11 protein-coding genes and 2 pseudogenes are annotated in these 14,992 nt (G+C 69.2%); 7 read left to right on the top strand and 6 right to left on the bottom strand.

The genetic code is table 11. The annotated features are described in order from the left end of the window. Together D474_RS28100 and D474_RS0109100 are read right to left on the bottom strand one after the other, a co-directional pair. Positions 1 to 582 (bottom strand): hypothetical protein (locus D474_RS28100; RefSeq protein WP_338045275.1); only part of this gene is annotated, 582 nt, incomplete at its 3' end. A 255-nt stretch (positions 583 to 837) separates the two neighbouring features. Further along, the gene (locus D474_RS0109100) at positions 838 to 1,548 is read right to left on the bottom strand and encodes a carbonic anhydrase (protein WP_017613271.1); all 711 of its coding nucleotides are present in this window, start codon (positions 1,546 to 1,548) and stop codon (positions 838 to 840) included. A 392-nt stretch (positions 1,549 to 1,940) separates the two neighbouring features. Here D474_RS0109100 and D474_RS0109095 point away from each other — a divergent pair, with 392 nt between their 5' ends. Both D474_RS0109095 and D474_RS0109090 read left to right on the top strand, forming a co-directional pair. Then, positions 1,941 to 2,474: a TetR/AcrR family transcriptional regulator gene (locus tag D474_RS0109095; RefSeq protein ID WP_026118315.1), complete on the top strand. Its 534-nt coding sequence runs from the start codon at positions 1,941 to 1,943 to the stop codon at positions 2,472 to 2,474. Positions 2,475 to 2,714: 240 nt separating this feature from the next. Beyond that, complete coding sequence (locus tag D474_RS0109090; protein ID WP_017613269.1) at positions 2,715 to 3,566, top strand: MHYT domain-containing protein; 852 nt, start codon at positions 2,715 to 2,717, stop codon at positions 3,564 to 3,566. A gap of 35 nt (positions 3,567 to 3,601) precedes the next feature. Here the strand turns inward: D474_RS0109090 and D474_RS0109085 are convergent, their stop codons facing one another. Next, positions 3,602 to 4,534, bottom strand: coding sequence for a TatD family hydrolase (locus tag D474_RS0109085; protein ID WP_017613268.1), 933 nt, complete (start codon positions 4,532 to 4,534; stop codon positions 3,602 to 3,604). Positions 4,535 to 4,623: 89 nt separating this feature from the next. Next, complete coding sequence (gene metG / locus D474_RS0109080; protein ID WP_017613267.1) at positions 4,624 to 6,441, bottom strand: methionine--tRNA ligase; 1,818 nt, start codon at positions 6,439 to 6,441, stop codon at positions 4,624 to 4,626. Positions 6,442 to 6,702: 261 nt separating this feature from the next. Between metG and D474_RS0109075 the strand changes: the two genes are divergently transcribed. Both D474_RS0109075 and secD read left to right on the top strand, forming a co-directional pair. Then, positions 6,703 to 7,131, top strand: a complete 429-nt coding sequence (locus D474_RS0109075; protein ID WP_239647026.1) for a hypothetical protein — start codon at positions 6,703 to 6,705, stop codon at positions 7,129 to 7,131. A 78-nt stretch (positions 7,132 to 7,209) separates the two neighbouring features. Continuing rightward, positions 7,210 to 9,874: pseudogene (gene secD, locus D474_RS28095) on the top strand (protein translocase subunit SecD). A 113-nt stretch (positions 9,875 to 9,987) separates the two neighbouring features. Here the strand turns inward: secD and rsmI are convergent. Then, a complete protein-coding gene (gene rsmI / locus D474_RS0109065; RefSeq protein ID WP_017613265.1) occupies positions 9,988 to 10,872 on the bottom strand; it encodes a 16S rRNA (cytidine(1402)-2'-O)-methyltransferase in 885 nt (294 codons plus the stop codon). 113 nt (positions 10,873 to 10,985) lie between these two features. Between rsmI and D474_RS28090 the strand changes: the two are divergent. The 3 genes and pseudogenes from D474_RS28090 (at position 10,986) to D474_RS0109050 (ending at position 13,600) form a co-directional block, all read left to right on the top strand. After that, a pseudogene (locus tag D474_RS28090) lies at positions 10,986 to 12,577 on the top strand (dolichyl-phosphate-mannose--protein mannosyltransferase). A gap of 353 nt (positions 12,578 to 12,930) precedes the next feature. After that, a complete protein-coding gene (locus D474_RS0109055; protein WP_017574366.1) occupies positions 12,931 to 13,134 on the top strand; it encodes a cold-shock protein in 204 nt (67 codons plus the stop codon). Between the two features lie 154 nt (positions 13,135 to 13,288). Next, positions 13,289 to 13,600 carry a sec-independent translocase gene (locus D474_RS0109050; protein WP_017613264.1) on the top strand — a complete coding sequence of 104 codons (312 nt, stop codon included), beginning with the start codon at positions 13,289 to 13,291 and terminating at the stop codon, positions 13,598 to 13,600. A gap of 34 nt (positions 13,601 to 13,634) precedes the next feature. Here D474_RS0109050 and D474_RS0109045 read toward each other — a convergent pair whose 3' ends face one another. Then, complete coding sequence (locus tag D474_RS0109045) at positions 13,635 to 14,120, bottom strand: hypothetical protein (protein ID WP_017613263.1); 486 nt, start codon at positions 14,118 to 14,120, stop codon at positions 13,635 to 13,637. Positions 14,121 to 14,992 lie beyond the last annotated feature (872 nt).

Here is a 14,992-nt window from a genome sequence, read left to right as displayed (position 1 = left end):
CGACCCCCGACGAACCACCACCCCCGAGGCAACACCACACAACACCCGCACTCCTGAGAACCGCGCCCTCAGACACCTCCCTCCCCCGGCTCCGGCTTTCGGGGCCGGGGTGGCGAGGGTGCGCAAGGCTGTCAGGACCCGTTCCAGGACACCACGGTCGACCCTCGCGACCGCACGCGGTCGGCGCTGGGCTGTGTCCTCGGGGTCTCCCCGCCGGGGCAGCTCGGGGCGCCGGGGTGGAGCAGAGGGCAGCTGGGCGGTGTGCGCCAGTGTGCGCAGCCCGCGCAGGGCCAGGGCGAGACTGCCTCGCCGGTCCATGCGTACGCGCAGGGCGAGGTCGGTACGGTGCACCGGGGCGAACAACAGGTGGTGGGCGCGGTCGGTGACGACGAGGTCCTCGACCACGCCCGCATGGCGCAAGGGCCCTTCGGTGACGGCTGTGAGGAGTGCCACGGCGTCGGCCGTACGGTCGGCCTCCCCGGCGGTGGTCAGGGTCTGCCCCGTTCCGCGGTCGACGAGGCAGACACTACGTACCCCCGGTGTCCGGAGCAGCTCCCGCATCTGCTGGTCGATGGCGGGCACGGATTCCCTCCATGAGCATGGACTGCGGTTGTGGACGGCCGACGGTCCGATGACCCCCGGCAGCTCCCACGGACACGAACGAGCGTAGAAGGGCGAATCGGAACTCGCAGGCTTTTCCCGAACGGGGTCACGTATTTCCAGGTCATCCCGGAAAAGAAAAAAGCAAGGAACGGGCGCACCCTGCGCAGAGTTTCTGTTTCCGGCACAGAAGAGGGCGATCACCCGTTCTGCCGGATGATCGCCCCGTCAGGCCCGTCACTGAGCGCCCGGCGGCCTCTGCGACGGAACGCCCGGTTCGGGACCGGGACGGTACTCCGGCCGGTCCCCCAACCACTCCACGCGGGAGCGCTTGATACTGAAGTGCGCGGGTTCGATACGCAGCTCGCCACTGTGCACGAGTTCGCGCAGCCCTGGCTCGTGCCTGAGCTGGTCGGCCACGTGCACGGTGTTGGCCCGCACGCACGCGTCCAGGAAGTCCCGGGAGCCGTCGTCGGGCACGTTCTCGATCGCGTCGAGGATCCCCTCGACCAGGAACCCCGTGTGCCCCTCCGGGATGCGTCCGGTGCTGAGTGCTGTCACTGCCTCGCGCACGGCCGAGCAGCGGGAATGACCCAGCACCACGAGGAGCGGCGTGGCCAGGTCGCGGACCCCGTGCACGAGGCTGCCCGCCACCGAGGAGTCCGGGACCTGGCCATAGGCGCGCACGGTGTACAGGTCCCCGAGGCCCCGGTCGAAGAGCATCTCCGGCGGGACACGGGAATCGGCGCAGCCCAGCACCGAGGCGTAGGGGTGTTCGGCGTCGGCCTCCCACAGGGCACGCCGCCGCCCGGAGTCCTGGTGCGGGTACCGGGGTGTGAACGTGCGCCACCGGGCGTTGCCCTCGTCCAGCAGGACCCGGACCCGGTCGGCGGTGTGTCCCTTCGTGAGCGCCGCCCGCTCGGGTGCGGCCCTCTGAGCGATCGCCATACTGCCTCCGTTGCGCTCGGGCACGTGGCGCCGACGACCGCGCCGCCGACGGTGCGACCGAAGCTACGCCTGGTGGGGGCCGCGGACAATCCAACGGCGGCAATGCTTGCACCAAGCGTGGCGTGGCCCGGACACCTGCGCCGGACCTCGGGCCCCGCCCCAGGACACCTCGGGGTGTACGCGGTACCACCCAATGGTGTATGAACTGACCGACCGCTCGTTCAGTTATCGGACCATGTCGAACGACACGTGCTCCGCTCCGGCGCGCGCGACTCGGCCCGCACCGCCAGAAGGTAGATTCGACAACCGTGGCTCGTACATCTCCTCCCCCAGAAAACACAGGAAAGCGCCGGTCGGGACGCCCCGGACACGATGCCGACTCCGTCCTCCGCATCGCCGCGCGGGTGTTCAACGAGCGCGGTTACGACGGCACCTCCATGGAGGACCTCGCACGCGCCCTGGGCGTGACCAAGTCGGCCATCTACCACCACGTGTCCGGCAAGACCGAACTCCTGCGCCAGTCCCTGGACCTGGCCCTGGACGCGCTCTTCGCCGTCACCAGGGAGGAGGGCGCCACCAGCGGCCCCGCGGCCGACCGCCTCGACCACGTCCTGCGCGGGAGCGTGCGCGTGCTGGTGGAGGAGCTGCCGCACGTGACCCTGCTCCTGCGGGTACGCGGAAACAGCGAGGTCGAGAAGCACGCGCTGGAACGCCGCCGCGAGTTCGACCACCACATCGCCGGCCTGGTCCGCGAGGGCATCGTGGACGGCGACATCCGCAGCGACATCGACCCCGCCGTCGCCTCCCGACTGCTGTTCGGCATGGTCAACTCGATCGTCGAGTGGTACAAGCCGGACCGCGGCCTCACCGCAGAAGAGGTCGCCGACGCTCTCAGCACGATCACGTTCCGGGGCATGCATTCCTGACCGCCGCCGGTGTCGGACACCCAGTGGACACAGGACCGAGGAAACACAAGAGTCCTTCTGCCCTTTCCCGTGTCCGGACCCGGACGATTGTCACGACGATTCTTCGGGCCAGCAATTCCTGGGCACTGTGGCCACATCAGGCCATCCGGATTCACGGTCCACCCCTGGATTCCCGACCGAAAAGGTCTCTACCATCCATTTCCAGGACCAATGTGAAACAAGTCGCCGGATGTGGATACTGTGCTCGACCTCTTCGGGCAGGGATGGACCACCCCTGCCCTCGCCTACCTCGTGTCGGTGATCGGCTCCTTTCTGGGCCTGTCGTTCGCAGCACGCGCCCGGGCCGCGTCCGGGCTCTTCCGGTGGCAGTGGTTGGTGCTGGCCGCCGTCGCACTCGGCGGTGTCGCCGTGTGGTCGATGCACTTCATCGCGATGATGGGCTTCTCGGTGCCCGGTACGGCGATCCGCTACGACACATTCCTGACCGTCGTCAGCGGCTTGACCGCGGTCGTGGTCATGGGTGTTGCGCTCGCCCTCACCCTTTTCAAGCCGAACACCGGCCGGCTCCTGCTGAGCGGCACGGTCGCCGGAGCAGGCGTGGTACTCATGCACTACACCGGCATGGCCTCGATGAACGTACACGGCCACATGCACCACGACCTGTTCTGGGTCCTCGCGGCGACGCTCATCGCGCCCGTTGCCACGACGGTGGCACTGTGGTGCGCCTCCCGACTGGACGGCCTGCCCGCCATCATGTCGGCGTCGCTGCTCATGGGGGCGGCCGTGAGCCTGATGCACTACACCGGCATGGTCGGCATGCACGTCGAGCAGGCCGAACACGCACCCCACAGCAGCCCGGACGGCGCCACCTCCCACGACCTGCTCCTGCCGCTCGTGGTGGGGCTCTTCGTCCTCATGCTCATCTGCAGCCTGTTCCTGCTGCTGGGAGAGTCCGACGACCGTCCCAGCCCCCGCGAGCAGGCCGCGCACGGGGCACCGGAACAGCGCGTGCACGCGGGCAGGGAGCCCTATCGACCCAGGTACGCACGCGACGACGCCCCAGCCGAGGACTTCTGGTCCCCGCGGCGGTGACCGCGGGCCCTCCGGCGCCGGAGCGTGTCAGGACCTCACACGCTGGGGAAGGCGAATGCGCGCCGGGCGTTGTCGGCCACGGCCTCGGCCAGCTCGTCCTCGCCCGTGCCCTTGGCCTCGGCCAGGGCCCGCAGCGTGTGGGGCACCAGGTAAGGAGCGTTGGGGCGGCCCCGGTACGGCTTCGGGGTGAGGAAGGGCGCGTCGGTCTCGATCAGGATCCGGTCGGCCGGTGCGGCCTTGGCCGCCTCGCGCAGCTGCTCGGCGCTGGCGAAGGTGACGTTGCCGGCGAAGCTCATGTAGTAGCCCTGCTCGGCGCAGAGCTTGGCCATGTCGGCGTCGCCGGAGAAGCAGTGGAAGACCACCGTCTCCGGTGCGCCCTCCTCCTCCAGGACCCGCAGGACGTCCTCGTGCGCCTCGCGGTCGTGGATCATGAGCGCCTTGCCGACGCGCTTGGCGATGGCGATGTGGCGGCGGAAGGACTCCTCCTGCGCCCGGTTGCCCTCCGGGCCGGTGCGGAAGGTGTCCATGCCGGTCTCACCGACGGCCACGACCTGGGGGAGCTCGGCCAGCTCTGCGATCTTCTCGATCTCGTGCTCCAGGCCCTCGACCCCCACGCCTGCGCGTGCCTTGCCGGCCCAGTCCGTGTCGTCGACCTCCACACCGTCGGCGCCGTCGCCGTGCACGATGCGCGGAGCCTCGTTGGGGTGCAGAGCCACGGCCGCCCACACCTGACCGGGGTGGGACTCTGCGATCTCGGCCGCCCACCGCGACGACGGCAGGTCCACGCCCACCTGGACGAGCGGGGTCACGCCCACGCCCGCAGCGGTGGCGATGATCTCCTCGACCCCGGGCGTCTGCATGTCCATGTGGGTGTGGCTGTCGGCCACCGGCACACGCAAGGGCTCGGGGACCGGCGGCGGCGTCTGTCTGTTGCGCTCGTCGACGGCCTTGCCGCTGCGCTTGCCCATGGTGTCTCGTCCCTCCACGAAGGGCGCCGGCGGGCGGTGCGCCGAGGCGCCCACCCACCGGCGCGAATCCGGTGATGCTGCTGGTCCGCTCAGTCGATCTCGCCGCGCAGACGCGCCAGTTCCTCGTCCACCACGGACTGGTCGAGCTTGGCGAAGAGCGGCTTGGGGCGCTCCAACGGGGTGCCCGGCTTGATCGGCTCCGAGTTCCAACGCGCGACGTCCTCGGCGTAGTCCCCGGTGATGACCGTGTAGTCCACGGCCTCTTCGGAACCGCCGATGGTGTCGTGGCCGGTCTCCAGGCGCGGCATGCCGCTCCACTGCCCCTCGCCGCCGAGCATGGCGTGCACCTTGTTGGCCGACTCCGGCAGGAACGGCGTGAGCAGGGTGTTGGCGTCCTTGACCAGCTGCAGGGCCACGTGCAGGACGGTGGCCATGCGCTCGGGGTCGGTCTTCTTGAGCGCCCACGGTGCCTGGTCGGAGATGTACTTGTTGGCCTCCGCGACGGTACGCATGGCCTCCTGGAGGGCGGCCTTGAACTGCGAACGCTCCAGACGCGTACCGACGGCGTCGAACGCGGCGCGGGAGGCGGCCAGGACCTGCTCGTCCTCCCCGGTGAGTTCGCCGGCCTCGGGCACATGCCCGATGTTCTTGGCAGCCATCGAGACGGAGCGGTTGACCAGGTTGCCCCAGGCGGCGACGAGCTCGTCGTTGTTGCGGCGGACAAACTCCGACCAGGTGAAATCGGTGTCCTGCGTCTCGGGCCCGGCGGCCATGATGTAGTACCGCAGCGCGTCGGCGGAGTAGCGCTGAAGGAAGTCGCGCACGTAGATGACGACGCGGCGCGAGGAGGAGAACTTCTGTCCCTCCATCGTGAGGAACTCGCTGGAGACGACCTCGGACGGCACGTCCAGCTCGCCCAGCGGGCCCGGGTCGCCGCCCCGGTCGCCCTCACCGCTCGCGCCCAGCAGGATCGCCGGCCAGATCACCGAGTGGAAGACGATGTTGTCCTTGCCCATGAAGTAGAAGGACTCGGCATCGCCGCCCTGCCACCACAGGCGCCAGGCCTCCGGGTCACCGGTGCGCTTGGCCCACTCGATGGAGGCCGACAGGTACCCGATGACCGCGTCGAACCACACGTACAGGCGCTTGTTGGGGTTCTCGTCCCAGCCGTCGAGCGGGATCGGAACACCCCAGTTGAGGTCGCGGGTGACCGCACGCGGCTGCAGGTCCTCCAACAGGTTCCTGGAGAACTTGAGCACGTTCGGGCGCCAGTCGCCCTCCTTGCCCTCCAGCCACCGGCCCATCACCTCGGCGAACGCGGGAAGGTCGAGCATGAAGTGCTCGGTGTCGATGAACTCGGGCGTCTCGCCGTTGATGCGCGAGCGCGGGCCGATCAGGTCGATCGGGTCGAGCTGGTTGCCGCAGTTGTCGCACTGGTCGCCGCGGGCGCCGTCGTAACCGCAGATCGGGCAGGTGCCCTCGATGTAGCGGTCGGGCAGTGTGCGACCGGTCGAGGGCGACACCGCGCCCTTGGTGGTGTGGGTGAAGACGTAGCCGTTGTCGTGGAGCGCGGTGAACAGCTGCTGGACGACGGCGTAGTGGTTGCCGGTGGTGGTGCGGGTGAACAGGTCGTAGGACAGCCCGAGCCCTACCAGGTCCTCGGCGATGACCTGGTTGTAACGGTCGGCGAGCTCCCGCGGGGTGACACCCTCCTGGTCGGCCAGGACCTGGATGGGGGTGCCGTGTTCGTCGGTGCCGCTGACCATCAGCACGTGGTTCCCCGACATTCGCTGGAAGCGGGAGAAGACGTCGGAGGGGACCCCGAAGCCGGACACGTGGCCGATGTGGCGCGGTCCGTTGGCGTAGGGCCAGGCGACCGCGGTCAGGATGTGGCGTTTCGACGACATGCCCCAAGACTAAAGGTGCCCGCACACGTCTCAGTACTCGCGGGCAGGGGCATCACCCCCGCTTGGAGGCCCCGTGCGGGCCCCGCACACGCACCTGCGCGCAGGTGCGCGCGGGACGAGTGGGACGGTGGTTCCTGTCCGGACGGGTGTTGCCCTTATGCTCGGCTGCACGACGGCACGTGCCGCCGGGGCGCGTGGCGTCACGACCATGGCAGCCCCGGCCCTTCACGCGAGGCGGTGGTCATCACGGTTACCCGTGCTGTGCCCCGTCCTGCCCGAAGCACCACTGCTCTGGTCGCGAGCGTGGTGCTGCTCGTCGTCCTGACCACGCCCACGGCCTCGTGGCTCCAGGTGCGTCCGGCGGAGGGGGCCGTCCCCTCCTACGGTGTGGCCAGTGTGCTGGACGACCCGCGCGACCGCGACGCGCAGATCGCGAAGGCCTCGGCCGACCGGGGTGAGGAGGCCGGCGAACGGTTCACGTTCACGCCGCCCACGTCGGTCTGCGATCCGCGTTCGGGCGTGCGCGACCTCCCTGACGCGCTCCCCAGTTGCGCTCTGCGGCTGGCGGTGTGGGACCAGCCCTGGTGGCCGCTCGAACCCCCGCGCGTCGACCCTGTTCCCGAACTGGGCGTCCCGGAGGATCTGCCGCCGACCCGGGGCCCGCCTCTCACCGCGTCCACCGCCACCTGACCATCCGGCCGCCTCCCCCACCCGGCTCCGTCCGGCGCGGGGGCGGCCCACCCGTACCCGCAGTGAGAGGTTCACCCCTTGTCCAGTCAAACGGGATCGGGGGCGCGCTGGGCGCGTGCTCTCGTATCCCTACTCGTCATCGTCGTCGCGCTCGGCGCGGCGTGGTTCATCCCGCCACGGCTCGGGCTCGACCTGAGCGGTGGTACCCAGATCGTCCTGGAGACACAGGACGGGGCCGACGGCACCGAGGCCGACTCCGAGGCCACCGACCAGGTCATCGAGGTGCTGCGCCAGCGCATCGACCGCCTGGGTGTGGCCGAGGCCGAGATGTCGCGTTCCGGTGAGAACCGGATCATCGTCGAGCTCCCCGGTGTCCAGGACCCGGCCGAGGCCGCCGAGATCGTCGGCCAGACCGCCCAGCTGACCTTCCACCCCGTCCTCGGCGTGGGTGAGCAGGGCGGCCAGGGTGTCCAGCCGCCCGGTGGCGGCGAGATGCCCGAGGGCGGCGGCGGTATGCCCGGCGGCGGGGGCGACTTCGCCCAGGCGCCGGACGACCAGGCCGACGAGGCCCGCGCTCCCGCCGACGGCGGGGGCGATGCCCCGCCCGAAGGTGAGCTCCCCGAGGGCATGGAAGGCATGCCCGAGGACATGGGCGACATGGACCTCGAGGGCATGACGCCGCCCGGTGGCGGCGAAGGCGGACAGCCCGCCGAGAACCCCGAGGACGTCGTCACCACGCTCCCGGACGACGAGGGCACCCCGCTGCAGCTCGGCGAGGCCCAGATCCAGGGCGACCAGGTCTCCAGCGCAGAGGCCCTGCTCAACCCGGAGAACCGCCAGCAGTGGCAGGTCAACGTCGAGTTCCAGGGCGAGGGCCGCGACCAGTGGGCCGGCCTGACCGGTGAAGCCGCCTGCCACGGTGTCGGCGACCCGCAGCGCCGTGTCGCGATCGTTCTGGACGAACAGATCATCTCGGCACCGCAGGTCAACGAGGACATCGGCTGCGATGTCGGCATGCCCGGCGGGTCCACGACCATCACCAGCCAGGACTTCACCGCCGACACCGCGGAGGAGCTGGCGGTGCTGATCGAGGGCGGTTCACTGCCGCTGCCCGTCACCGAGGTCCAGCGCCAGACGGTCGGCCCGACCCTGGGTGCCGAGGCGATCAACGCCAGCGCGATCGCGGCCGTGCTGGGCATCGCCTTCACCGCCCTCTACATCACGGTCGTCTACCGCCTCGTCGGTTTCCTGGCGTCCGTGGCTCTGGCCTTCTACACCCTCATCGCCTACGGCATGCTCGTCGGGATCGGGGCGACGCTCACGCTGCCAGGTCTCGCAGGTTTCGTGTTGGCGATCGGTATGGCCATCGACGCCAACGTGCTGATCTTCGAACGAGCGCGTGAGGAGTATCAGCGACAACGCAACAACTACGAGGCCAACAAGTCGGCGGGGCTGAAGGACGCCACCGACGAGGAGGCCGAGGACGCCGAAGCAGGGGTCCTCAAGCGGCGCAGGCGACGCGCGATCCCACCCAACCTCGAGAAGGGCTTCGTCGAGGGCACCAAGAAGGCCTGGAGCGCGGTGGTGGACACCAACATCACCACGTTCCTGGCGGCGGGCCTGCTGTTCTTCTTCGCGTCCGGCACAGTCCAGGGCTTCGGTGTGACCCTGAGCATCGGCACCATCGCGTCGATGATCTCGGCCCTGGTCATCGCCCGGGTCTTCGTCGAGTTCGCGGTGCGCCGCGCCATCATCAAGAAGCACCCGTCGGTCACCGGTATCGACCGCATCGGCAAGGTGCGCGAGTGGCTGGTCCGAAAGAACCCGGACCTGATGAAATTCCGCAAGTACGGCCTGATCGTGGCCGCGCTCATCGTGGTCACCGCCCTGGCCGCCCCGCTGTTCCGCGACATCAACCTCGGTGTCGAGTTCACCGGCGGGCGCGTCATCGAGTACGACATCACCGGCGACCAGGAGATCAGCGTCGACGAAGCGCGCGACGTCGTCTCCTCGGTGGACTTCCCCGGTTCGGACACCGCCGTCGTGCAGGAGTCCGGTGACGCCGACCTGTCGGTGCGCACGGGCGACATCAACGACGACCAGATGGCCGACATCACCGACGCGTTGTCGGAGGAGACCGGCGGCGTCGAAGTGTCCACGGACGAGTTCATCGGCCCGAGCATGGGTGAGGAGCTGCGCAACCAGGCGCTCATCGCCCTGTGTCTGGCACTCCTCGCGCAGATGGCCTACCTGGCTTGGCGCTTCCGCTGGTCCTTCGGTGTGTCCACGATGGTCTCGCTCGGCNTGGCTGGGCAAGCCGATCGACGGGATCTTCCTCGCCGCGGCACTGAGCGTCATCGGGTTCACCGTCAACGACACGGTCGTGACCTTCGACCGTGTCAGGGACGAATGGGCCCGGGACGAGAAATCGAAGTTCTCGGTCATCGCGAACCGGGCGATCATCAACACCTTGCCGCGAACGGTGAACACCACGGTCGGCGCATTGATCATCCTGGGCTTCCTCACCTTCCTCGGTGGGTCCTCGCTCCAGGACTTCTCCATCGCCATGCTGGTCGGTCTGTCCACGGGTGTGGTCTCGACCGTCTTCGTGGCCGTGCCGTTGGCGATCTGGTTGCAGCGGTGGGACAAGACCGCCCCACCGCACGTGCTGCGAGAACGCAAGGCCAGGCAGCGCAACGCCGCCAAGGCCGCGCGCGACCAGGACGACGGCGCGGTGGTCTGACGCACCTCCGGCAGGTACACGGATGACGAAGGGCCCGGTCTCCCCGAGGGGAGGCCGGGCCCTGTGCTCGTCGGGCCTCGCTCCGCTTCGGCCCCCTGGGGTTGCTGGATCGGTCAGGCGTCGGGGGCGGAACCGCCGATGCCGTGCACGAGGTCGTACACATGCCGTTTGCGGACCCCGGTCTCCCTGGCGACCCGTGCGATGGCGTCCTTGCGGCGCACGCCCTCTTCCTCCAGATCCGCCACTGCGCTCGTCAGGTCCTCGTCGGTGGCCGCGGCCGCGGGGCTCCCGGCGCCCTCCACGACGACGGAGATCTCACCGCGCACCCCGTCCGCGGCCCACTCGGCGAGCTCGGCCAGGGTGCCGCGGCGCACCTGCTCGTAGGTCTTGGTGAGCTCCCGGCACACTGCGGCCCGCCGGCCGGCACCGAACGCCTCCGCCATCGCCCTGAGCGTCGTGGCGATACGGTGGGTGCTCTCGAAGAAGACCATCGTGCGGCGCTCGCCGGCCATCTCCCCCAGATACCGGCTCAGGCCCTTACGGGGCGGGAAGCCCTCGAAACAGAACCGGTCGGTGGGCAGCCCCGAGACGACCAGCGCAGTCGTCACGGCCGAGGGGCCCGGGATCGCGGTCACGGGGATCCCCTCCTCCGCACAGGCCGAGGCCAGGCGGTACCCCGGATCCGAGACGCCCGGCATGCCCGCGTCCGTCACGACGAGCACGTCACCGCCCTCCCGCAGACCATTCAGAAGTTCCGAGGTGCGCTTGGCTTCGTTGGCGTCGTAGTAGGACACAACCCGGGCACCCTCCTCCCCACCGATCCGGATGCCCGCCCGGTTCGCAAAAGCCTTCAGACGGCGTGTGTCCTCGGCCGCGACGACGGCCGCGGAGCCCAGCGCGTGCAGAAGCCGAGGTGGGGCGTCCTCCAGGTTCCCGATGGGCAACCCCGCGAGCGTGAGCGTACCGACGCGCCGCTCATCACCGACACCCTCAACCACTGTGATCCCCGTTCTGTCGCGCTACGGTTGGCTCTGTCACGCCACCCGAAACATGGTTTCGTGGTCCGTCCGGAACACGGACTCCCACCTCCGTCCCCAACCTACGAGCTGCGATGACCACCACCGCCACTTCATCCTCGTCCGACGCCGCCCCACCACCGCCCGACCGGGCCGGCTCGCTCCGCGCCCGGTTCCTCCCGGCCGACCCGGTCCCCCTCTGGCTCGGCTGGCTGGCCGCCGTCCTCGTGGCGGGCTTCGCGGGCGCCCTACGGTTCGTCAACCTCGGTGAGCCCGCGCGGATCTACTTCGACGAGACCTACTACGCCAAGGACGCCTACGGGCTCTGGTTCCACGGCTACGAGCACCAGACGGTCGAGCACGCCGACGAACTGCTCGCCCAGGGCCAGCGGGAGATCTTCACCGGCACCGGCGACTTCATCGTCCACCCGCCCGTGGGCAAGTGGGTGATCGCGCTCGGCGACTGGCTGTGGTCGCTCCTACCGTTCGGGACGGCGATGACTCCGGAGGGGTGGCGGTTCGCCGCGGCCCTGGCCGGGATGCTCTCGGTACTGATCCTGGTACGCCTGGCCACGCGCCTGACCCGCTCGCTGCTGCTCGGCAGCACCGCCGGCCTGCTCCTGGCGCTGGACGGCCTGCACTTCACACTGAGCCGCATNTGGGGAGCCTGGTCATCGACCGGGACAAGACCCGCGAACGGTGGGCCCGCCTCGCGGAGGCCGGGGTGGACGTGACCACCGTGGGCTGGCTCGGGATGCGCTGGTGGCGTGTGACCGCCGGCCTGTGCTTCGGTCTGGCGATCGGGACCAAGTGGTCGGCACTGTTCTTCGTCGCCGCTTTCGGTCTGCTCACCGTCGCCTGGGACTACGGTGCCCGTCGCAGCGTGGGCCAGCGCCGCCCCTTCGCCCGCTGGTTCGGCATCGACGCCGTACCTGCGTTCGTCCAGACGGTGGTGGTCGCCGGCGTGGTCTACCTCGTCTCCTGGTCGGGATGGCTGTTCAGCTCGGGCGGATACAACCGCGACCACGCGGTCGGCACGGCGCCGGACTGGATGCCCGGTCTTCTCGCCGCCCCCTACGAGGCGCTGGCCTCACTGGCCGACTACCACGACCGCATGATGGGCTTCCACAACGGCCTGAGCAGCGACCACTCCTACATCTCCGCCCCGTGGGAGTGGCTGGTCATGCGCACCCCGGTGATGTTCCACTACGACGGTGAGGCCGTGGGGTGCGGCACCGGCAACTGTGTGACCTCGGTGGTCTCCATCGGAACCCCGATCGTGTGGTGGCTCAGCCTCGTGGCGGTCGTGGCGATGATCGCCTGGTGGGTCACCCTTCGGGACTGGCGCGCCGGTGCCGTGCTGATCGGCGTGGCCGCCGGGTGGCTGCCGTGGCTCGCTTTCCCGGACCGCCCGATGTTCCTGTTCTACGCACTGCCGATCCTGCCGTTCCTGGTCCTGGCGATCGTGCTCATGCTCGGCCTGGTCATGGGCGCCGGGGAGGAGAGCCCGAGGTTCGCCCCCTACACACGTGCGTTCGGCGGCGTGGTCTTCGGTGTGGTGCTCCTGCTGGTACTGGCCAACTTCGCCTACCTCTACCCGGTTCTGTCCGCATATCCGATGGACGAGGGGCTCTGGCGCGAAAGGCTGTGGTTCGACGTCTGGATCTACGGGAGCGGCGGTTCCTGACACCGACCGGACTTCGGGGCGGCCAAACGGCCGCCCCGCTTCTTTCGCCTCAGGGCCTGGTTCGGCGAACACGCCGACCAGGCCTTACCCCCGGTAACGCCGGAAATCAACAGTTTCGCGTAGCCGAAACAGGACAATCCGGCCGGAGATCCGACGGAGAAAACCCTCGGCAAGTACACACCTGCCCTGATAGCGTCATGCATTGGTTGCTGTTGTTGTTTCCATGGATGCCCCAGGCGCCTCGCGGAACTTCACGCGGGCGCTTTGTCGGGGGATGACTCGTCGCTTCGGCGCCCGGCGACCCGGGACCAGCAAGGTGCGGTTCCGAAGCAGTCCCCAAGGGAGAGCAGCAGATGGCTCAGGGCACCGTGAAGTGGTTCAACTCTGAAAAGGGTTTCGGGTTCATCGCCGTCGAGGGCGGCCAGCCCGACGTGTTCGTCCACTACTCGGCGATCGCGGGCACCGGCTTCCGGAACCTGGAAGAGGACCAGAAGGTCGAGTTCGACATCATCCAGGGCCCCAAGGGCCCGCAGGCGGCCGACGTGCGCTCGGTCTGACCACACTTCGGCGTGAAGGAACCGGCCTCCTGCTCCGCGGAGCGGGAGGCCGGTTCTCGTGGGGCTCCCAGCGCCGAACCAGGGCACCGTCACCCAAGCCCCCCGATACCGGTTAACCTTCTTGGAGCGATCGGTAGACGAAGCGAGGAAGCACATGTTCGGGATCAGCGGGGGCGAGTTCGCCGCCCTCCTCCTGCTCGCGCTGCTCATCTTCGGACCCGACCAGCTCCCGAAGGCCGCTCAGCAGGTGGGCCGTGTCCTGCGCCAGCTGCGCAAGATGGCCAACAGCGCCTCGAACGACATCAAGGAGGGGCTGGGCCCGGAGTACAAGGACTTCGACGTCCAGGACCTCAACCCCAAGCGGTTCGTCCAGAAGCACTTCTGGGAGGACGAGGAGGACGAGAAGCCGAAGAAGGCCGCGGGCCTCAACGGCAAGCGTCCCCCCTTCGACGACGAGGCCACCTGAGGCCCGCCCCTGCACGCCCTCTGCGGCGCGTGGGTCAGCCGGCCAGCATCAGCACGAAGGCGACGAAGCCCAGCAGGATGAGGGAACCGGTGATGATGACCGGCGACCCCACCAGCAGCACCAGCACTTCCACCAACGCAGCACCCCCGAGGGCTGCCACGGCGTAGGGCCAGCGCGGCCTGGACTCCCACCCGTGCTTGCGTTCACGGGAGGCGGTGACCAGCATCGCCAGCACGATCAGCGACCAGAAGAGCACGTGGGCCGCGCCCCTGGCCCCGGCGTCCGCGTAGTCGGCCATGCCGCCCACGACCATGACGTAAGTGGTCGCACCGGCCAGCAGGCGCCAGTATCCGCCGCTGCGCCGCGCGGGGATGGGACGCAGCCGCGCAGGGGTGGTGCGCCGGAACCGTTCGGTGTCGAGCGGGGTGTGGTCCTGTTTCCGGTGGTCGTCGGTGGGTTCGGGGTCGGGCTCTCCTTCCGGCGGCAGATGGCCGCCCGGATACTGAGGGGGGTTGGACACGGGTGTACTCCGCCCCATCTCGGTGGGCCGCCTCGGGCCCGGAAAATGTCTGCGCCCCTCCCCTACCCCGGGAGCGGAATCCACAAAGCAGGCCCGCACGCGCACACGAAACGGCCCCGGCAGCGCGTCCGCCGCCGGGGCAGTCACCCCTGAGAGACCGTGGCCTCGGGGAAGAGCCGGACTAGTACCAGCTCCAACCGCTCTTGCGGGAAACGGCGCACTCGGTCATGGTTGCCACCTCTCGGGACGGTTCCGTTTCCTTCCACCACCAAAGATGGCGCACGGAAAGCGAGAAGACAAGGCGGGGAATCGAAGAACCTTCCCGAACCCCAGGCAACAAGAGGGTGACCTTCGAGAGAATCCCCAGGACACCGCCTGTCGCTGCAGCTCAGGACCGCCGAATTCGGTTACCCTTGCACGCCTTACGCAGTGAGCTGCAAGGACATCGGAACGGCACGAAAATTACTCACCGGGACGCCAACACGGAGCGCAACAGAAACGGGAATTCATCGGCGTTTACGGAGATACGACCCTCCATACGGCGCACGGCCGGACAGACCTTCCCGATCCCCCGTGCAGGTGGCGGACGCTCCTCACAAAACACCAAAACCGCCCGTTACGGTACCGAGGCCTCACCTCGCAGGCCGGTCGGCGTCACCGTCCGTGAGGGATATCCACACCCCTCCAGGGTCCACGTGCCCCTGTGGCCGCGCCCATGCCCCGTGTTCCGGACATCCCGGAACACGGGAATCCCTCACGTCCGATTGTCGACACCCCCTGCGGACACGGCCCGCCGGCCCCGGCCCCCTGTCGCATGGGGGGTCCTGGCGGTATCGTGTGGGCGAGCCCGGCGCGCCCCGACACAGGGGATG

The organism is Nocardiopsis salina YIM 90010 (assembly GCF_000341025.1).
Lineage (GTDB): Bacteria > Actinomycetota > Actinomycetes > Streptosporangiales > Streptosporangiaceae > Nocardiopsis > Nocardiopsis salina.
The sequence above is the reverse complement of the archived record's forward strand: the minus strand, read 5'-3'. Positions and strand labels throughout refer to the sequence as shown.